This is a genomic window from Enterobacter sp. fkY84-1, from assembly GCF_052974705.1.
Genome location: NZ_CP169393.1, coordinates 451,875 through 471,582, shown reverse-complemented (window position 1 = coordinate 471,582; position 19,708 = coordinate 451,875). Strand labels below are relative to the sequence as shown.

15 protein-coding genes are annotated in these 19,708 nt (G+C 57.0%); 8 read left to right on the top strand and 7 right to left on the bottom strand.

Going from position 1 to position 19,708, the window contains the following annotated elements:
- Together tamB and tamA are read right to left on the bottom strand one after the other, a co-directional pair.
- On the bottom strand, positions 1-3,777 hold the full coding sequence (gene tamB, locus ACEPLT_RS02200) for an autotransporter assembly complex protein TamB (protein ID WP_032675829.1): 3,777 nt from the start codon (positions 3,775-3,777) through the stop codon (positions 1-3).
- On the bottom strand, positions 3,774-5,507 hold the full coding sequence (tamA, locus tag ACEPLT_RS02195; RefSeq protein ID WP_008501426.1) for an autotransporter assembly complex protein TamA: 1,734 nt from the start codon (positions 5,505-5,507) through the stop codon (positions 3,774-3,776). Before tamA ends, tamB begins: the two co-directional genes overlap by 4 nt.
- Positions 5,508-5,731: 224 nt before the next feature.
- Here tamA and msrA point away from each other — a divergent pair, with 224 nt between their 5' ends.
- On the top strand, positions 5,732-6,373 hold the full coding sequence (msrA, locus tag ACEPLT_RS02190) for a peptide-methionine (S)-S-oxide reductase MsrA (protein WP_032675828.1): 642 nt from the start codon (positions 5,732-5,734) through the stop codon (positions 6,371-6,373).
- Between the two features lie 211 nt (positions 6,374-6,584).
- Positions 6,585-7,922, top strand: a complete 1,338-nt coding sequence (locus ACEPLT_RS02185; RefSeq protein WP_008501429.1) for a hemolysin family protein — start codon at positions 6,585-6,587, stop codon at positions 7,920-7,922.
- A gap of 71 nt (positions 7,923-7,993) precedes the next feature.
- Here the strand turns inward: ACEPLT_RS02185 and ACEPLT_RS02180 are convergent, their stop codons facing one another.
- A complete protein-coding gene (locus tag ACEPLT_RS02180; RefSeq protein ID WP_008501430.1) occupies positions 7,994-8,200 on the bottom strand; it encodes a DUF1107 domain-containing protein in 207 nt (68 codons plus the stop codon).
- A 324-nt stretch (positions 8,201-8,524) separates the two neighbouring features.
- Between ACEPLT_RS02180 and ACEPLT_RS02175 the strand changes: the two genes are divergently transcribed.
- A complete protein-coding gene (locus ACEPLT_RS02175) occupies positions 8,525-9,082 on the top strand; it encodes a YtfJ family protein (RefSeq protein WP_023326561.1) in 558 nt (185 codons plus the stop codon).
- On the opposite strand, the gene cysQ is transcribed toward ACEPLT_RS02175, so the two are convergent.
- On the bottom strand, positions 9,076-9,816 hold the full coding sequence (gene cysQ / locus ACEPLT_RS02170; protein WP_008501432.1) for a 3'(2'),5'-bisphosphate nucleotidase CysQ: 741 nt from the start codon (positions 9,814-9,816) through the stop codon (positions 9,076-9,078). The genes ACEPLT_RS02175 and cysQ overlap by 7 nt on opposite strands.
- Positions 9,817-10,006: 190 nt before the next feature.
- On the opposite strand from cysQ, the gene ACEPLT_RS02165 reads away from it, so the two are divergent.
- Complete coding sequence (locus ACEPLT_RS02165; RefSeq protein ID WP_021240699.1) at positions 10,007-11,950, top strand: bifunctional 2',3'-cyclic-nucleotide 2'-phosphodiesterase/3'-nucleotidase; 1,944 nt, start codon at positions 10,007-10,009, stop codon at positions 11,948-11,950.
- A gap of 91 nt (positions 11,951-12,041) precedes the next feature.
- Here the strand turns inward: ACEPLT_RS02165 and ACEPLT_RS02160 are convergent, their stop codons facing one another.
- Positions 12,042-12,428, bottom strand: coding sequence for a winged helix-turn-helix transcriptional regulator (locus ACEPLT_RS02160; protein WP_008502885.1), 387 nt, complete (start codon positions 12,426-12,428; stop codon positions 12,042-12,044).
- An 84-nt stretch (positions 12,429-12,512) separates the two neighbouring features.
- Here ACEPLT_RS02160 and ACEPLT_RS02155 point away from each other — a divergent pair, with 84 nt between their 5' ends.
- From ACEPLT_RS02155 to ACEPLT_RS02145, 3 genes are all read left to right on the top strand, one after another.
- The gene (locus ACEPLT_RS02155) at positions 12,513-13,361 is read left to right on the top strand and encodes an SDR family oxidoreductase (RefSeq protein WP_032675827.1); all 849 of its coding nucleotides are present in this window, start codon (positions 12,513-12,515) and stop codon (positions 13,359-13,361) included.
- Between the two features lie 81 nt (positions 13,362-13,442).
- Positions 13,443-14,267 (top strand): AraC family transcriptional regulator, encoded by an 825-nt coding sequence (locus ACEPLT_RS02150; RefSeq protein WP_008502887.1) that lies wholly within the window; start codon positions 13,443-13,445, stop codon positions 14,265-14,267.
- A 75-nt stretch (positions 14,268-14,342) separates the two neighbouring features.
- Positions 14,343-15,308 carry a DMT family transporter gene (locus ACEPLT_RS02145; RefSeq protein WP_032675825.1) on the top strand — a complete coding sequence of 322 codons (966 nt, stop codon included), beginning with the start codon at positions 14,343-14,345 and terminating at the stop codon, positions 15,306-15,308.
- Positions 15,309-15,395: 87 nt separating this feature from the next.
- Here ACEPLT_RS02145 and ACEPLT_RS02140 read toward each other — a convergent pair whose 3' ends face one another.
- On the bottom strand, positions 15,396-17,045 hold the full coding sequence (locus ACEPLT_RS02140) for a methyl-accepting chemotaxis protein (RefSeq protein WP_021240703.1): 1,650 nt from the start codon (positions 17,043-17,045) through the stop codon (positions 15,396-15,398).
- A 244-nt stretch (positions 17,046-17,289) separates the two neighbouring features.
- Here ACEPLT_RS02140 and ytfE point away from each other — a divergent pair, with 244 nt between their 5' ends.
- Complete coding sequence (ytfE, locus tag ACEPLT_RS02135) at positions 17,290-17,952, top strand: iron-sulfur cluster repair protein YtfE (RefSeq protein ID WP_032675824.1); 663 nt, start codon at positions 17,290-17,292, stop codon at positions 17,950-17,952.
- 86 nt (positions 17,953-18,038) lie between these two features.
- Here the strand turns inward: ytfE and cycA are convergent, their stop codons facing one another.
- Positions 18,039-19,448 carry a D-serine/D-alanine/glycine transporter gene (gene cycA, locus ACEPLT_RS02130; protein WP_008502891.1) on the bottom strand — a complete coding sequence of 470 codons (1,410 nt, stop codon included), beginning with the start codon at positions 19,446-19,448 and terminating at the stop codon, positions 18,039-18,041.
- Positions 19,449-19,708 lie beyond the last annotated feature (260 nt).

The following is a 19,708-nucleotide window of genomic DNA, read 5'->3' as shown; positions in this document are numbered from 1 at the left end:
CTAAAACTCAAACTGATAGAGCAGATCAAGTGCCTGGTCTACGCCGGACACTGCTTCCAGATATAGCTTAGGCATCAGGCGATAGCGTAACGTGAGTGTTGCCAGTGAGTCAAAGATCCCCACACCATATTTTACCTGCAGACCCGGCAGTACATAGCCGCTGACCACCACCTGCGAGGAGTCACCCACGCCCTGGGTGTCCAGCGCCAGATTGCTTACGCCGAACGTCTCGCCGATTTTACCCACAACCTGCCCACTTTGTGCAACCCCCAGCCCCACTAACATCGAAGTCATCGCCGCGCTGTCGCTCTGACCGCTGTCGAGACCTTGACCACGCAGCAGGTAAGAGAGGGCTTCCTGCTGGGACATCGCCGGGTCAGAGAAGATCTCCGCCTTCGGTTCGTCGGCGGAACCGGTGACGCGTACCCCGGCAATGACGTCGTTTTCCGTCGCTTCCGGGTTACGAATCGCTTCGATGTTCAGCAGCGGTTGATCCGGTGGACCGGAGAACAGCAGCTCGCCTTTGCGGACAATCAGATCCTGACCATAGGCGTGGAATCGCCCTTCAGGGATATTGATCTGCCCGTTCAGGCCAAGCCCTTGTTTATCCTGCGCCACCTTCAGGTCGCCCGTAAGCCTCGCCTTCAGCCCAAACGCATCCAACCGCACGTTATTCCCCACGTGCACGATAAGGTTACTATTAATCGGTATGCCCGCGCTCTTCTGTTCGACCGGTTTCAGATTTTCATTGAGCATAACTTCATCACTTGAGACGCCGACCGCACTTTCCGGCACGTCGTGAACCACGATGCGCGCCCACGGCACGTCAACGCGACCGTCAAGCGTGAAGAGGCTTGGCGTAGCTTCAAAGACCACATCAGGCGAGACGTCCAGGCGCACCATTGGCGGTACGGTGATGCGCACCTTACTGCCCTTCGCGGCAATACGGGCGCGCCAGTTGTCGAGCTGGCTCCAGTCCGCGTCGCCGCTCAGATTGATTTGCCCCTGCTGCGTCAGTACCGATCCGCTCAGCGTCGAGCTCATGCCGTTGAAGTTCATCGCGATCTGGCTGGGCTGCATGTCAAACGGCATAAAGTTGCCGTCAATATCCACGCCGCTGAGGCGCAGCTGGCCGAACAGCTGAGGGCTTTGCGCATTGCCCCCCAGGCGCAGGTTGGCGTTCACCATGCCCTCGGCTTTTTCCCCGCGTGCGAAAATCGGGTTCACCATCGCCAGGTTGAAGTTGCGGATAGTGACGTTGCCGCCCAGATTTCGCCGTCCCTGTGGGTCGGTAATTTGAACCTTGCCGTCAAACTGACCGTTGTTGGTGAGACGAATCAGCCAGCCCAGCTCCGCACGGTTGTTATGCAGGTCCGCGCTCAGGTTCAGGGTGTCGAAGGCCACCGGCAGCGGCGCGTCATTCACCTCCTGCGTCACCTTCACGTTACGCCCGGACAGCGTGACGCTACCCTGCGGCAGCCCCTCTTTGGTGGTGTCCCAGGCGACATCGGCTTTTCCGCTGAAGACGCCGCTGGCCTGGGTAGTATCCGGCATAAACGGTTTCAGCATCGCCAGATCGAAGCGGTTGAGGTTGATCTGCGCGCGTCCTTCCGCGCCCGCGTCGATGGTCTGCGGCACGCACAGTTCCGCATTCGGGTTGGTCCAGCAGTGCGGCCCAATGCTGATCTTCTGCTCGACGTTGCGGTAGTCCAGCGCGATGGCGCGCGACAGCGCCAGCGGCCCGACCGGCGTGTTGAAACGGGTGTTATCCAGCGTCCCTTTCCAGCGCTCCTCTTTGCGGTCAAAGCTGCCGGTCAGGTGAAGCTGGCCGGAGACCGGCTCGCCCTGCACGCGCAGCTGGAGATCGTGCTGCTTCTCGTTCCCTTTGGCGTCCAGGGTCACCAGGTTAATGTTGACGTCCGGCTGAGAAATGCGCTCCACGCGCAGGTTCAGGTTTCCGCCGATCTGGTCAGTGGATTTCACATCCCCTTCCACACGAACGCGGGCAACGCTCAGCGCCTGCCAGCGCAGGTTATTGGCGGTAATGTCCGCCAGCAGCTGCGGCGCGTCTACCGTGCCGCGCACCTTCAGGAGCCCCTTCGCCGTACCGCCCAGGCCCGGCAGGGCGTTATCCAGATTCGGCGCGTCGATGGTGGCGTCCAGATTGAGATCTTTCACCCCCAGCTCACCTTTGATATCCGCCGTGTTGCGGCCCAGCGCCACGTGCAGACCCGGGATAATCCACTGCAGGTAGCTGTTGCCTTTCACCGAGCCTTCAACGTTTACCTTGTTCTGCTTCACGTTCCCGGTGAGCTTGATCTCCGGCACGTCCATCTGCCACGTGCCGCCGTACAGGCTGCCGCGGGTTTTGATCAGGCCATCCAGCTTCGACGGCCAGTCCGGCACCTCTTTGGCGGTGTTAATGCCCGTCAGCTTCAGCTCGCCGCGCCAGCTGATCGCCTGCTGCCAGTCGAGCAGCGCGGTCAACTCGGTTTTGCCTTCCAGCGCCGCGACGGTCAGCTTGTCGAGGTTAACCTGCTGTTCGTTGCCCTTCGCATCCAGGGTGATGTTCGCGGGCGGCACGCCCTGCCCCTTCACTGCGGTGCGGAACGAGAGCGTATAGTCGGTCATCTTACCGCTCAGCTTCAGCTTCAGGTCATCGGCCTGGTACTGTTTTTCGCCGGTGAATGGCCAGTAAAGCTGCTTGCTGACCACCTCAAGATTGAGCGGCAGCCCGGCTTCCGCCAGCTGGGTTTGCGCACGCAGGACCATGTCTACCGGGCCGGAGAGATTGACCCCGACATCCAGCTTCTCGCGCAGCGCCCCGCCCACTTTGACCTTCACCTTCTCGCCTTTGAGCGGGTCAATGTTCAGGGCGCTATTCAGCGTGATATCCACCGGCCAGTTGTCGCGCAGCAGGGCGTTGCCTGACGCGTTCACCGAGCCCTGATTGGTGTCGATATCCAGCGCGTCGAGCTTCATATTGCCGTCAATGCTGCTGACTTTCAGCAGCATGTTATAGACCGTCAGGTCGGTATCGCCTGTCAGGCGCAGCTGCTCGCCTTTGAACTCTTCAATATTGAGGTTCAGCGGCAGATGCACATCGGTCATTTCCGGCAGGACAGGCTTCGAGAAGAGGTCTTTCAGCGTTTCGCCCAGCGGCTTCTCTTCCGGCTGCGGGTTCTGGATCTTCGGCTCGACGATCTCTTCCTGCGCCACGTCGGCCACTTTCGGCAGCGCGATCAGCAAGCCCTGCAGGGAGGTTGGCGTCAGGGTGAGGTTTTTCTCCTGCCAGCGCAGGCCAGAGCTGAAATCCATCACGGACACGGTGGTGTCGTCGATTTTGATATTGACGTTATCAAGCGCCACCCGATAAAGCGCGATCGGGTACGGCGTGGAGAGATTCAGCGGACCGCTGTCCTCTTCCTCTATCGGGGCAGACTTCGGCATTTTCTTCGAATCTATCGCCACGTTGACGTCTTTTAGCGACAAGTCGTTGACGCAGAGCTTGCTGTCACGCAGACAGCCCAGCTTCACCGCCAGGTGAAACTCCCCGGCGTTCACCGCCACGCCCGGCTGCTCATAGCGGATGTTCTTCAGGCGCAGGTCGCGCCAGCCGCCCGTCACCTGGCCAATCTCCAGCCCCGGCACCCAGCGGTTCGCGGCGTTAAACAGCAGATGCAGCCCGGTCGTCGTTCCTACCAGAAACGCCACCGTACCGAGCAGCAGCACGATAAAAATCAGCACCCCGAGGCTTATCTTCTTCCATAAACTCATAATTCAGGCCCCAGACCGATGTAAAACTGTAATCCGTGTTCTTCTTTGTCGCCCACCGGCACGGCGAAATCGAGCTTAATGGGCCCGACGGGTGACTGCCAGCGTACGCCGACGCCCGCGCCGGTTTTAAAATCGCTGCGGCGGATATCGCTCACCGCTTCGCCGCCGTCGACGAACATGGCGCCCCACCATTTTCCGCTGACGTTGTACTGGTACTCCAGCGAGCCGGTAGCCAGCTTAGAGGCACCGATCAGCTTGCCGTCATCGTCCTTAGGCGCGATGGATTTGTATTTATAGCCGCGGATGCTGCGATCGCCCCCGGCGAAGAAGCGCAGGTCCGGCGGAACCTTGTCGAAGTCGCCGGTTTCAATCCAGCCGAGGTTGCCGCGCACCACAAAGCGGTGTTTGTCATACAGCGTGCGGATCCAGACGTTCTGCGCCTGAATCACCGAGAAATCCACGTCGGAACCCCACATGGTGTTGGAGTAATCGATAGAGTAACGCTGGGAATCGCCCCAGGTCGGCATCAGGCCGCCGCGCGAACGGGTGCGGCTGATCATCACCCCAGGATAGAGCAGCATGGTGGTGTTGGTGACGTTGGCCTGGGTAAAGTGATCCAGGCTCCAGCGCAGGTTGATGGCGCGCTGCCAGCCGCTGGAGAGATCCCAGTAACGCGACACGGCAAGCGTGGTGGAATCGGACTCGGTATCGTTGAGGTCGGTGCGCTTAAAGCCCCCCTGAACCAGGTAATATTGCTCAAGCGGATTTTTCAACAGCGGCATTTTATAGCTGAAATCGAGCTGCTGTTCCGGGGCGGAAATGCTGGCGCTGGTGGTCAGGCTATGGCCGTAGGAGTTCATCCACGGCTTTTTCCAGGTGGCCTTCACGCGCGGGCCAACGTCCGTCGAATAGCCCACACCGGTTTCAATGGTGTTCTCGGTGCGCGGCGAAACAACGCCGTGCAGCGGCAACACCTTGGTTTTGCGAGACTTATCAAATTCAGGGGCGACAACCACGGAGTTAAACCAGCCGGTGGCTGAGAGCCGTCGGTTCAGCTCTCCCAGGTCGCTCGACTGGTAGTAATCCCCTTTTTTAAAGGGCACGAGGTTTTGCAGGTACTCTTCACGAATTTGCGACCCTTCGAACGTCACGTCGCCAAAGCGGTAGCGTTCTCCGCTGTCGTAGTCGATATCCCAGAAGGCCTGACGTCGCGCCAGCGCAATGCCCAGCTGGCTTTTATTGAACTGGCTGTCAAAGTAGCCCTTACGCAGGGAAACGCTGGTCAGCTCTTTTTTGAAGTGGTCGTAGTCACCGTGGTTGAGCACGGTGCCGATTTTCGGCCGCGTGCTGAGCAGGTCCAGGTAATCCCGGTCGGTACGCGCCCCGCCGCGCAGGATGACGTTGGTGCCGCCAATCAGCACCGGCTCGCCCGGCGAAACGCGGGCAATAAGCACCTGGCGCCCCTTCTTTGGGGGCGGGCGGAGATCGAAATCAATGGTGGGTTCGTAATACCCTAGCGCTTTTAGTCCTTCACGGATGGCATCATCGACGCGCGCGCGGAAACGCCGGTCCGGCGTCACCTCATCACTCTGGATGGTCGATAGCTGCGCACGCACGTTTTTTTGTAGCGCCCCGGATAACCCCTCAACCTGCAAACGGACATTCGCCGCGCTGGCAATCCCGCTTGTCAGCAACAGACTGACTAAACATAACTGGCGGATTTTTGTCACGTTTTCTCCTGAATATCCCTGTTTCCACCCTGGAAGCAAATGAAGTGCCGCTCCGCGGCAAAATACGGCCTGTTGGCCAAAAACCCGAATCTCGGGTTGAAAATGGGTGTAACACCCAAATATTTCTTATGATTAAATCTAGACTCATTCAGCGCATTTATTGTGTTCAATTAAACGCGCCGTGACAACCTTAACCGAAACATCGCACCCCGGGAGGCCCCACCGTGAGTTTATTCGACAAAAAGCATCTGGTTTCACAAGCTGATGCATTACCGGGACGCAACACCCCTATGCCTGTGGCGACTTTACACGCCGTCAATGGCCATTCCATGACTAACGTTCCTGATGGCATGGAAATCGCCCTGTTCGCTATGGGCTGCTTCTGGGGCGTTGAGCGCCTCTTCTGGCAGTTGCCTGGCGTTTACAGCACGGCAGCCGGCTACACGGGCGGTTACACGCCGAATCCAACCTACCGCGAAGTCTGCTCCGGCGAAACCGGCCATGCGGAAGCGGTACGCGTAGTGTACGACCCGACGGTAATCAGCTTCGAACAGCTCCTGCAGGTCTTCTGGGAAAACCACGACCCGGCGCAGGGCATGCGTCAGGGCAACGACCACGGCACGCAGTACCGCTCGGCTATCTATCCGCTCACCCCTGAGCAGGATGCCGCCGCGCGCGCCAGCCTTGAGCGTTTCCAGCAGGCCATGCGTGAAGCGGGCGATACGCGCGAGGTGACCACGGAAATCACCACCGCGAAACCGTTCTACTACGCCGAGGACGATCACCAGCAGTATCTGCATAAAAACCCGTACGGCTACTGCGGAATCGGAGGTATCGGCGTCTGCCTGCCGCCACAGCTGGCCTGATTATCAGCCGTTAGATCGTCGCCCGTACCGGGCAGCACCCGCTGTCCGGTCTGTTTTATGTAAAAATGTGACCTCTGGCAGATTTACATCTCTTTACGCTATACTAGCCGCTGAAATAATCGGCTCAACGCTACGAGCTGATGTTCAATGTGTTTCCACACAAATGGTATCAACTCCCCTTCTGAGGATCTGGCGAGAAGCCGGATAAACTATGTTAAACAGTATTTTAGTAATACTTTGTCTGATTGCCGTCAGTGCATTTTTCTCGATATCCGAGATTTCGCTGGCCGCGTCCCGTAAAATCAAACTGAAGCTGCTCGCCGACGAGGGCAACATCAACGCCTCACGCATTCTCAAAATGCAGGAAAACCCCGGTACGTTCTTTACCGTGGTGCAAATTGGTCTGAACGCGGTGGCTATCCTGGGTGGTATCGTGGGCGATGCGGCGTTTTCCCCGGCGTTTTATAGCCTCTTTGCGCAGTACATGTCCGCCGAACTGGCCGAACAGCTGAGCTTTATCCTCTCCTTCTCGCTGGTGACCGGGCTGTTCATCCTCTTCGCCGACCTGACCCCGAAACGCATCGGTATGATTGCGCCAGAAGCCGTGGCTTTGCGTATCATCAACCCGATGCGCTTCTGCCTGTTTGTGTTCCGCCCGCTGGTGTGGTTCTTCAACGGCCTGGCAAACGTCATTTTCCGCATCTTTAAGCTGCCGATGGTGCGTAAAGATGACATCACCTCTGACGACATTTATGCGGTCGTGGAAGCCGGTGCCCTGGCCGGGGTACTGCGCAAGCAGGAACACGAGCTGATTGAGAACGTATTCGAACTGGAATCCCGTACCGTGCCCTCTTCCATGACGGGCCGTGAAAGCATTATCTGGTTCGATTTACATGAAGATGAGCAGAGCCTGAAGAACAAAGTGGCGCAGCATCCGCACTCCAAGTTCCTGGTCTGTAATGAAGATATTGACCACATCATCGGTTACGTCGACTCCAAAGACCTGCTGAACCGCGTGCTGGCAAACCAGAGCCTGGCGCTGAACAGCGGCGTGCAGATCCGCAATACCCTGATTGTGCCGGACACCCTGACGCTCTCAGAAGCGCTGGAAAGTTTCAAAACCGCCGGGGAAGACTTCGCGGTGATCATGAACGAATACGCGCTGGTGGTGGGTATTATTACCCTGAACGACGTCATGACCACGCTGATGGGCGACCTGGTAGGCCAGGGGCTGGAAGAGCAGATTGTTCAGCGTGACGATAATTCATGGCTGATTGATGGCGGCACGCCAATTGAAGACGTGATGCGCGTGCTGGATATCGACGAGTTCCCGCAGTCCGGAAACTACGAGACCATCGGCGGCTTTATGATGTTTATGCTGCGTAAGATCCCGAAACGTACCGACTCGGTGAAGTTCTCCGGCTACAAGTTTGAAGTGGTGGATATTGATAACTACCGCATCGACCAGCTGCTGGTGACGCGCATCGACAACAAACCGACCGTACTGGTGCCGAAGCTGCCGGATGCGGAAGAGAAGGTGTCGGCGTAAGGTTCCTGCCTCCACAAACATCAACGGCTCCCATCGGGAGCCGTTTTTTTAACTACTGCATAGCACGTTGGTTAAGCCATCTCAGTTTGCAGACGCATAACCTGACGGTTGACTTCGGACATCACAGACAGGTGCTGTTTGTCCTTCACTTTTGGGACAAGGATTTTGCCCTTATCAAACTCAAAAGCGCCAACATCCTTGATATACAACCGTCCACGGAACAGGATTTTCACGTACTTCGCCACCTGAAGCGGGTTGTAGCGTTGGAAAATTTTCATTCTTGTATCTCCTGCGAATCATACGCTCTTGCGGTGCCACAATCGGCCCGACTGTCCTGAGCGCAAATTTTGATGCCCAATGACTATAGACCAGAACTACGGTGTTACCCAGTGTGCATAAGTTTATTTACCGTTTGATTACAATTATTCAGAATAATCTTTGCAAAGCGTGATAGAGAGCAGTATAAGCCGTCGTTTTTTCATGGATATGTGCGTTCGCCCGCAAACTGGCATCGGGATTGCGGGAAAACCACATTGATCGCACTTATCATTAAAAGTGCATGACCAAGTGGTCGGATCACCTGCAAACAATAAGGAAACGCCATGACCCTACGTACTATCCTTGCAGCAGCCTGCCTGCTGCTGCCCCTGTGGGCGAGTGCTCACAACATTGAAAAAGGACAACGTGTACCGCCAGTCGGCATTGCTGACCGGGGAGAATTGATTCTCGACAATGATAAGTTTAGCTATAAAGCCTGGAATAGCGCGCAGCTCGCGGGCAAAGTGAGAGTTGTACAACATATTGCCGGTCGTACATCCGCAAAAGAGAAAAATGCCAACCTGGTGGAAGCGATCAAGGCGGCAAAATTCCCACACGACCGTTACCAGACCACCACGATCGTGAATACCGATGACGCCATTCCGGGCTCCGGGATGTTTGTGCGTTCAAGCCTTGAGAGCAATAAAAAGCTCTACCCATGGTCGCAGTTTATCGTCGACAGCAACGGCGTCACCCGTAAGGCCTGGCAGCTGGAGGAAGAGAGCTCTGCGATTGTCGTGCTGGATAAGAACGGCCGCGTACAGTGGGTGAAAGACGGGGCGCTAACCCAGGAAGAGGTGCAGCAGGTTGTCGACCTGCTGCATAAGCTGCTGGCTCAATAAAGAGAGACGCGGAAGCCGGGGTTGAGGAAGGATTCGCGCGGGGTGTAGTCCAGCGGCTTGCCCTGCCAGTCATGAACGTGCGCCCCGGCGGCCGCAGCCACGGCGTGACCAGCCGCAGTATCCCAGACGTTCGTCGGCCCAAAGCGCGGATAGAGCTGCGCCTGTCCTTCCGCCACCAGGCAGAATTTCAGCGATGAGCCAATCGAGGTGGTCTGGTGTTCACCCAGCTGCTGCAGATACTCCTGCAGCTCGCTGTCGCTGTGCGAGCGGCTAATCACCACCAGCGGCGGACGCGCGTCGCGCACCTGGATCTGCTTGCGCACGCCGCACTCTTCCTTCCACGCCTTCCCTTCTGCAGCGCTGTACATCACCTTCATGACCGGCGCGTAGACCACGCCCAGCACCGCTTTACCCTTCTCAATCAGGGCGATATTGACGGTGAATTCACCGTTGCGCTTGATGAACTCTTTTGTCCCGTCCAGGGGGTCCACCAGCCAGTAGCGCTGCCAGTGCTGGCGCTCTTCCCAGCTTTGCGGCGCTTCTTCTGACAGGACGGGGATGTCCGGCGTTAAGGCCTGTAACCCTTTCAGGATCACCTTATGCGCCGCGATATCTGCCGCCGTGACCGGAGAGTCGTCCGCTTTGCTGACAACCTCCATGGGTTTACTACCGTCATACACCTGCATGATGGCATCCCCCGCATCCCGTGCGAGCTGACAAATTTTATCTAGCATTTTCCACCTCTTTGTTAACGCAGTGAGGTTAACTCTTTGTTTTAGTTATATCGTAATGTGAACAATTCCGCTATCTGTGAAGCAATTCCGGTTTCAGGTTGCTTTTTTCTGTCAGGATTCACATTTATGTAAGCAACACGTTATAGATACATACTCTTTTGTGGCCTGGATCGAAAAAAGGACTCTTCTGATGATTAAGTTTAGCGCAACGCTCCTGGCGACGCTGATTGCGGCGAGCGTGCAGGCAGCGACGGTCGATTTACGTATTCTTGAAACGACCGATCTGCACAGCAACATGATGGATTTCGATTACTACAAAGATACCCCGACGGAAAAATTCGGACTGGTACGCACGGCGAGTTTGATCAATGCCGCACGCGGCGAAGTGAAAAATAGCGTGCTGGTCGATAACGGCGATCTGATTCAGGGCAGTCCGCTCGGGGACTACATGGCGACCAGGGGGCTGAAAAAAGGCGAGATCCATCCTGTTTATAAAGCGATGAACACCCTGGACTATACCGTCGGTAACCTCGGCAACCATGAATTCAACTACGGTCTGACATACCTGCATGATGCCCTGGCAGGCGCAAAATTCCCGTACGTTAACGCCAATATCATCGACGTTAAGACCCAAAAGCCGCTTTTTACGCCTTACCTGATTAAAGAGACTGAGGTTGTCGATCAGGACGGGAAAAAACAGACGCTGAAAATCGGCTATATCGGTTTTGTCCCGCCGCAGATCATGACGTGGGATAAGGCCAACCTCGACGGTAAGGTGACCGTTAACGACATCACCGAAACCGCGCGTAAATACGTGCCGGAAATGCGCGAAAAAGGCGCCGATCTGGTGGTCGTTGTCGCCCACTCGGGCCTCTCCGCCGACCCATACCAGGCCATGGCAGAAAACTCCGTTTACTACCTGAGTGAGGTCCCGGGCGTCGATGCGATCCTGTTCGGTCACGCCCACGCGGTCTTCCCGGGCAAAGACTTTGCCAGCATCAAAGGGGCCGATATAGAGAAAGGGACGCTTAACGGCGTGCCGTCGGTGATGCCGGGCATGTGGGGCGACCATCTTGGCGTGGTGGATCTGGTGCTGAATAACGACGGCGGCCGCTGGAAGGTCACGCAGTCAAAAGCCGAAGCGCGCCCAATTTACGACGCGGCGGCGAAAAAATCGCTGGCGGCGGAAGATAAAAAACTGGTCGACGTGCTGAAGCACGATCACGACGCCACGCGCGAATTCGTCAGCAAGCCGATCGGCAAATCCGCCGACAGCATGTACAGCTTCCTGGCGCTGGTGCAGGACGATCCGACCGTTCAGGTCGTCAACATGGCGCAGAAAGCCTATGCCGAACACTTTGTGCAGGGCGATCCGGATCTGGCGAAACTGCCGGTACTCTCCGCCGCAGCGCCATTCAAAGTGGGCGGACGTAAGAATGACCCGGCAAGCTATGTGGAGGTCGAAAAGGGCCAGCTCACCTTCCGTAATGCCGCCGATCTCTATCTCTACCCGAATACGCTGGTGGTGGTTAAAGCCACCGGGAAAGAGGTAAAAGAGTGGCTGGAGTGTTCTGCCGGACAGTTTAACCAGATTGACCCACACAGCAGCAAGCCGCAGTCGCTGATTAACTGGGACGGCTTCCGCACCTACAACTTCGACGTGATCGACGGCGTGAACTACCAGATTGACGTCACCCAGCCGGCGAAATATGACGGCGAGTGTCAGGCGATCAACCCGCAGGCGGAGCGCATTAAAAACCTGACCTTCAACGGCAAGGCGATCGACCCGAATGCCACTTTCCTGGTGGTGACCAATAACTACCGTGCCTACGGCGGTAAGTTTGCCGGTACGGGAGATGGACACATCGCCTTTGCCTCGCCGGACGAGAACCGCTCTGTGCTGGCGGCGTGGATCAGCGCGGAGTCGAAAAAGGCCGGCGAAATTCATCCGGCGGTGGATAACAACTGGCGTCTGGCGCCGATCCACAGCGATACGCCGCTGGATATCCGCTTTGAAACGTCACCGTCCGAGAAGGCAGCCGCGTTTATTAAGGAGAAGGCGCAGTATCCGATGAAACAGGTCGCGACGGATGATATTGGGTTCGCGATTTATCACCTGGATTTAAGTAAGTAGCGGCGATTGTGCCGGGTGGCGCTTCGCTTACCCGGCCTACGGGATGGAAGATTATGGGTAGGCCGGGTAAGGCGAAGCCGCCACCCGGCTTTTACGCCGCGCGATCGTCCCGATTCGCCATCACCTTCGGCGTATTCACCTCAATCCAGTCCGCCAGCGCGGCGACTTTCTCGCTGACCTCGATCCCCATCGGGGTCAGGCTATACTCTACGTGCGGCGGCACAACCGGGTACGATACGCGATCGACAAACCCGTCCTGCTCCAGCGCCTGAAGCGACTGGGACAGCATCTTTTCGCTCACCCCGCCCATTTTACGGCGCAGATCGCTAAAGCGATGCGTTCCCTGGCGCAGCGCCAGCAGAATCAGTACCCCCCAGCGGCTGGTAACGTGTTTGAGCACCTCTCGTGAAGGGCACTGTTCCGCGAAGAGATTGCCATCGCGCAATTGTTCGCTGAGCGTCGGTATCGTTGTTTTCATACTTACCTTTTTGTACGTACTTACTAAAAGTTAGCTATGGTGCTAGTGTGCCACAACACCAGACAAACACGAAGGAGATTCATCATGATCGCGATTACCGGCGCCACCGGCCAGCTTGGCCATCTCGTTATCGAACAGCTGTTGAAAACCGTACCGGCTAACCAGATTGTGGCCATCGTACGTAACCCGGCAAAAGCTGAAGCCTTAAGCCAGCAGGGAATTGTGGTTCGTCAGGCGGACTACACGGATGAAGCCGCATTCACCGCCGCGCTGAACGGCGTGGATAAGCTGCTGCTGATCTCGTCCAGCGAAGTCGGCCAGCGCGCGATCCAGCACCAGAACGTGATTAACGCCGCCAAAGCGGCAGGGGTGAAATTTATCGCCTACACCAGCCTGCTGCATGCGGATACCTCGCCGCTCGGTCTGCACGTTGAACACGTTGCCACTGAAAAAGCGCTGGCGGCGTCAGGCATTCCTTATGCCCTGCTGCGCAACGGCTGGTATACCGAAAACTATCTGGCGAGCGCGCCGCCTGCGCTGGAACACGGCGTGTTTATTGGTGCGGCAGGCGAAGGCAAAATTGCCTCTGCCACCCGCGGAGACTATGCCGCGGCGGCAGCGAAAGTGATTGCTGAAGAGGGCCATGCGGGCAAGGTGTATGAACTGGCGGGCGACCACGGCTGGACGCTGAGCGAACTGGCGGCTGAACTGAGCAAACAGAGCGGAAAGCCGGTCACCTACCAGAATCTCAGCGAAGCGGACTTTGCCGCCGCGCTGAAGAGCGTCGGCCTGCCTGCCGGTCTGGCCGATATGCTGGCGGACTCCGATATCGGGGCCTCCAAAGGCGGGCTCTTTGACGACAGCCATACGCTGAGCAAACTGATCGGGCGCCCAACCACTACGCTGGCGGAGAGCATTAAAGCCATTCTGTAATTGTTACGGGATGGTTATTTTTTGTGGCATCCCCTCGGGTCATCTTTGATAATGAAAAGATGACCCACAAGGAGGCTCACCGTGCAAGGCGTACCGGAACAGTTTAATGATGAAAGAGACAGCGCGCGCTTTCGCCATCTGGCGCAGCTGCCGGGCCTGGAGCTGTATCACGCGCATATTTCTGACTACGCCTTTGAGCCTCACACCCATGAAGCCTTCGGCATCGGCACGATTGAAACCGGTGCCGAACGCTTTCGCTATCGCGGCAGCCAGCATCTCGCGGCGGAGAAATCCGTCGTTACCATGAACCCGGACGAGATCCACACCGGCGAATCCGCCACCGAGGGCGGCTGGCGCTACCGGATGGTCTATATCGAACCCGATCTGCTGGAAGAGGTGACCGGCCTCCGACACTGGTGGTTCAGCGACGTGACCCGTCATGATCCGTTACGCTCACAGCAAATCGGCAGGCTTATTTACGGCTTGTGGCACACGGACGATCCGCTTGCGCAAAAAGGTTTACTGCTGGATCTGATTGAGACCTTCCAGCCGTTTGCCCACCACGCGCCACGGGTTCAGGAAGGCGCGCACCGCTTCGAACGGGTACGCGAGTACCTGCACGACAACTATATGCGCGCTCTGACGCTGGACGAGCTGGCCAGCGTCGTCTCGCTCAGCCCGTATCATTTCCAGCGCCAGTTCAAAGCCCATTTTCACGTGACGCCGCATCAGATGCTGATGGCCATTCGACTCTGGCGCGCCAAAGCGTTTCTCACCCACGGCATGCCCGCCGCAGAGGTTGCCGCCGCAACCGGGCTGACCGATCAGTCACATCTGACCCGCGCGTTTACCCACCGCTACGGCATTACGCCCGTGCGCTACCAGAAGCAGGTTACACGGCGCTAATGCGCAATCTCATACAATACGCGCGCATTCGCCCCTCCTACACTGACTACAGCGTAAATACCTGTGGATGGAAAAATGATTAGTGGAGTGTTGTATGCCCTGCTGGCCGGGATGATGTGGGGACTGATTTTTGTCGGCCCGCTGATCGTGCCCGAGTATCCGGCAATATTACAGTCGACCGGACGTTATCTGGCGCTGGGGCTGATTGCCCTGCCCCTGGCGTGGCTGGGACGCGCGCGCTTGCGCCAGCTCAGCCGTCAGGACTGGGGGACCGCACTGGCGCTGACCATGATGGGCAATCTTATCTATTACGTTTGCCTCGCGAGTGCCATTCAGCGTACCGGTGCGCCGGTATCGACCATGATTATCGGCACGCTGCCGGTCGTCATTCCCGTCTTTGCTAACCTGCTCTACAGCCACCGCGATGGCAAACTGGCGTGGTCAAAAATGGCCCCGGCGCTGGTCTGCACCGCCCTGGGGCTGATATGCGTTAATATTGCCGAGCTGCGACATGGGCAGGTGGACGTTGACCTGTGGCGGTACGGTTCTGGCATTCTGCTGGCGTTCGTTTCCGTGGCGTGCTGGGCGTGGTATGCCCTGCGCAACGCGCGCTGGCTGCGTGAGAACCCGGACAAGCACCCGATGATGTGGGCGACGGCGCAGGCGCTGGTCACGCTGCCCGTATCCGTCGTGGGGTATCTCGGCGCATGCCTCTGGCTGGGCCATCAGCAGCCGGACTTCACCCAGCCCTTCGGGCCAAGACCGTGGGTGTTCATTGGCCTGATGGTTGCGATCGCGGTGCTGTGTTCATGGGTAGGCGCGCTGTGCTGGAACATTGCCAGCCAGAAGCTGCCGACGGTGATCTTAGGGCCGCTGATTGTCTTCGAAACCCTGGCCGGACTGCTTTATACCTTCCTCATGCGCCAGAGCGTGCCGCCGCTGTTCACTGCCTGCGGGATCGTGCTGCTGGTGGTGGGGGTGGTGATGGCGGTGAGAGCGAAGCCGGAAAAACCGAGGGTCGTTCCGGCGTCGGAGGTGTGATATTTGCCGGGTGGCGGCTCCGCCTTACCCGGCCTACAAGGAGCCGTTTCGTAAGCCGGGTAAGCGCCAGCGCCACCCGGCATGATGTTAAAACGTTTCCCAGTTTGCTTCAGACGCCGCCGCGACAGGCTGCGCTTTTGGCACATAGGTTTTTACCGGCGCCGCTTTGACCGCCTGGTTGCGGGTAATTTTGAACACCGCCACCGCTTCGTTCAGGCGTGCAGCCTGATCTTCCAGCGCCGCCGCCGCCGCCGCAGACTCCTCCACCAGCGAGGCGTTCTGCTGGGTCACGCGGTCCATCTCGGCTACCGCCTGGCCCACCTGGTCGATACCGCGGCTCTGCTCGTCAGAGGCCGAAGCAATTTCGCCCATAATGTCGGTGACGCGAGTAACCGCATTGACGATCTCAGCCATCGTGGCCCCGGCTTCGTTAACCAGCTGCGAGCCCGCGTTCACGCGTTCGCCGGAGTCATCGATCAGCGCTTTGATCTCTTTCGCCGCCTGAGCGCTGCGCTGCGCAAGGGTACGCACTTCCCCTGCCACCACCGCAAAGCCACGGCCCTGCTCGCCTGCACGGGCCGCTTCCACCGCCGCGTTCAGCGCCAGAATATTCGTCTGGAAGGCAATCCCGTCGATCACGTTGGTAATTTGCGCAATTTTGCTGGAGCTGGTGGCGATTTCGTCCATCGTCCGCACGACGCCTTCCACCACGTGACCGCCCTTCTTCGCCGTTGAGGAGGCATCCAGCGCCAGACGGGAAGCCTGACGCGCGTTATCGGCGTTCTGCTTCACGGTTGCCGTCAGTTGCTCCATGCTGGCTGCCGTCTCTTCCAGAGACGCGGCCTGCTGCTCGGTACGGGAAGAGAGATCGTTACTGCCTGCGGAGATTTCGCCTGCACCGGTGTAAATCGTATCTGCGCCTTCGCGCACCACGCCCACGGTGTTCGCCAGCGAAGTTTGCATCTCCTGCACGTTGCGCGCCAGGATGGCCATTTCATTTTTTCCGTCTGCCTGAATCGGCTGGGTGAGATCGCCTGCCGCAATGGCGCGAATATGGTTGATCACCTCTTCCAGCGGCAGCAGCAGCACGCGGCGCATCGCAATCCAGCTGGAGATAATCACCACGATCACCAGCAGCATGACCGCAGAGAGGATCCACAGGATGCGCTTGTAATCACTTTCGTTATCCTGAATGCCTTTATCCGTGAGCGCGGCCTGCGCTTCACGCCATTCACGATAAACCGTCTGCATCGCATTCTGTTTTTGTTCGGCATTCTGCTTGAACATATCTTCCAGATTGCCCTGGCTCAGCAGAACATTCATTTGCGTCAGCGTTGCAGAGTAAATGCGGTACTGCTCCTCGAGTTGGTTGGTCAGGTTCTCATCCAGGCCTGGCGTATTCGGCAAGGCATAGTATTTATCGTAATGAACCTGGGCTTCAGTCAGCAGATTTTTCGCCGTGGTCACCAGCTCATTCAGCTGACCGCCGTTAATTTGCGAGGCCATGCTGCTTTGCAGGCGCAGCATTCCGCGGTTCAGGGTGACGCGCGCCTGGTTCAGACTGATCCACGCATCGGTAAACTCCGCCACGTTCTTGCTGGAGAGCTGCGACACGGTAAAGTTGTCTTTATCGTTATTCAGGGCGTTGATAAAGATACCGGCGGAAATCACTTGCATGATGCCGAGCACAAGCAGCACCGAAATCAGAAGGGTAATGACTTTTATACGTTTAAACATGCGTTGCCTTTGTTATATGCAGGTTTGTCTGACGTGGATATATCGGCAGGTGCAGCGGGTTGTTTACTGTTTCTCCACCTTTAAAAAGTTTCGAAACCACTTTCCTGAACCCATTCAGAGAGTTAAATCGGATATTTTTTTGTGATCTGCATCTCACTTTTACCCGTCCCTCTAAAGGGTTATAGCGTCGTTTATAAGATGCATTTAATATGCATCTTATATTATTGATGATGAGGTAACTGCTATGGCCTTTCGCGACCAACCCCTGGGCGAGCTGGCGCTCTCCATTCCTCGCGCTTCTGCGCTGTTTCGCAAATACGATATGGACTACTGCTGCGGCGGTAAGCAAACCCTGGCACGGGCGGCCTTACGCAAAGAGCTGAACGTTGAGGTGATTGAAGCCGAGCTGGCGAAGCTGGCCGAGCAGCCCGTCGACAAAGACTGGCGAACCGCTCCGCTCGCAGAAATCATCGACCACATCATCGTGCGTTACCATGACCGTCACCGTGAACAGCTGCCGGAGTTGATCCTGCAGGCGACCAAAGTCGAGCGCGTGCATGCCGACAAACCTTCCGTTCCGCGCGGTCTGGCGAAATACCTGACCCTGCTGCACGAAGAGCTTTCCAGCCACATAATGAAAGAAGAGCAGATCCTCTTCCCGATGATTAAACAGGGAATGGGAAGCCAGGCAATGGGGCCCATCAGCGTGATGGAAAGCGAGCATGATGACGCGGGCGAACTGCTGGAAGTGATCAAACACACCACCCACAACGTCACGCCGCCGCCAGAAGCGTGCACAACGTGGAAAGCGATGTACAACGGCATTAACGAGATGATTGACGACCTGATGGAACACATCAGCCTTGAGAACAACGTTCTGTTCCCGCGGGCATTAGCGGGGGAATAAAAAAGCCCGGTGGCGCTAGCGCTTACCGGGCCTGCAAGGTCCTCGAACGTAGGCCGGGTAAGCGTCAGCGCCACCCGGCAACATGCTTAACGCATGCCAGCCATCCGTTTCTTACCGATAAACATCCAGCCCAGCCCCAGCGCGATAAACCACAGCGGCGTGACGATCAGCGCCTGACGGGTATCATCTTCCAGCGTCAGCAGAACCAGCACGAAGACGAAGAACGCCATGCACACCCAGCACATCAGCTTGCCCAGCGGCATCTTGTAGATCGATTTTTCATGCAGGTGTGGGCGCTGTTTGCGGTACACCAGATAGGAACAGAGGATGATGGTCCAGACGAACATAAACAGGATCGCTGAGACCGTGGTAATCATGGTGAACGCGCCAATCACGCTTGGGTTTACGTAGAGCATCACCACGCCGCCCAGCAGGCACATGCAGGAGAAGGTCAGCCCTTTCGCAGGTACCGCACGCTTAGACAGCTTGGCGAACGCGCTCGGCGCCACGCCTTCCTGCGCCAGACCAAACAGCATACGGCTGGTTGAGAACACGCCGCTGTTCGCGGAAGACGCCGCTGAGGTCAGCACCACGAAGTTAATCAGGCTCGCCGCCGCAGGCAGCCCCACCAGCACGAACAGCTCAACGAACGGGCTCTTGCTTGGCACCACCGAGCTCCACGGCGTCACGGACATAATGATGATCAGCGCGAAGACGTAGAACATGATGATACGCACCGGAATGGAGTTGATGGCGCGCGGGAGAGATTTCTCCGGATCTTTGGTTTCCGCAGCGGTCGTTCCGACAAGCTCAATCCCTACAAACGCGAACACCGCAATCTGGAAGCCAGCAAAGAAGCCGCTAATGCCTTTCGGGAACCAGCCTCCATCATTCCACAGATGGGTAAACGACGCCTGAACGCCGGTTGGTGACTGGAAGTGGGTGAGCACCATCACCAGGCCTACTACGATGAGCCCAACGATGGCCACGATTTTGATCATCGCGAACCAGAACTCCATCTCACCGAACATTTTAACGGTGGCGAGGTTCAGGCTCAGCAGCAGAACAATAACCGCCAGCGAGGCCACCCAGTCCGACAGCCCGGGGAACCAGAACTGCGCATAGGCGGTTATCGCCACGACGTCCGCCATACCGGTCACGACCCAGCAGAACCAGTAGGTCCAGCCGGTGAAATAGCCCGCCCATGGCCCGAGCAGGTCTGAAGCGAAGTCGCTGAAGGATTTGTATTCGAGGTTCGAGAGCAGCAGCTCACCCATTGCACGCATCACGAAGAACAGCATAAAACCGATAATCATATAAACGAATATGATTGACGGTCCGGCGAGACTGATGGTTTTGCCTGACCCCATAAACAGCCCGGTACCGATGGCACCCCCAATAGCAATGAGCTGAATATGACGGTTTGTGAGATTGCGCCGTAGCGACTGTTCAGACGACGCCTCTTCGTCGGCGACGACTTTGACCTGATCTACCATGTGATATTTTCCTGTTTATGCCTGTCTGTGTTGTTAAGGCTCTTCTGGCCTTTAAATACGTCAAAAAAATGACGTTCCCTTGTTAGGGCTAATCGATATTAGGTAAGAATCGGCGGGATGAATACTATGATTTAGATATTATGTTAATAATATGTTGAAAGTGAGTGTCATATCACTCATGCAGCGCGAAACAGCTCACAAAAATACACGCAACAGTTTCGTTTGCAAGATAAAATATTGATTCCGACTTAACTATAGGT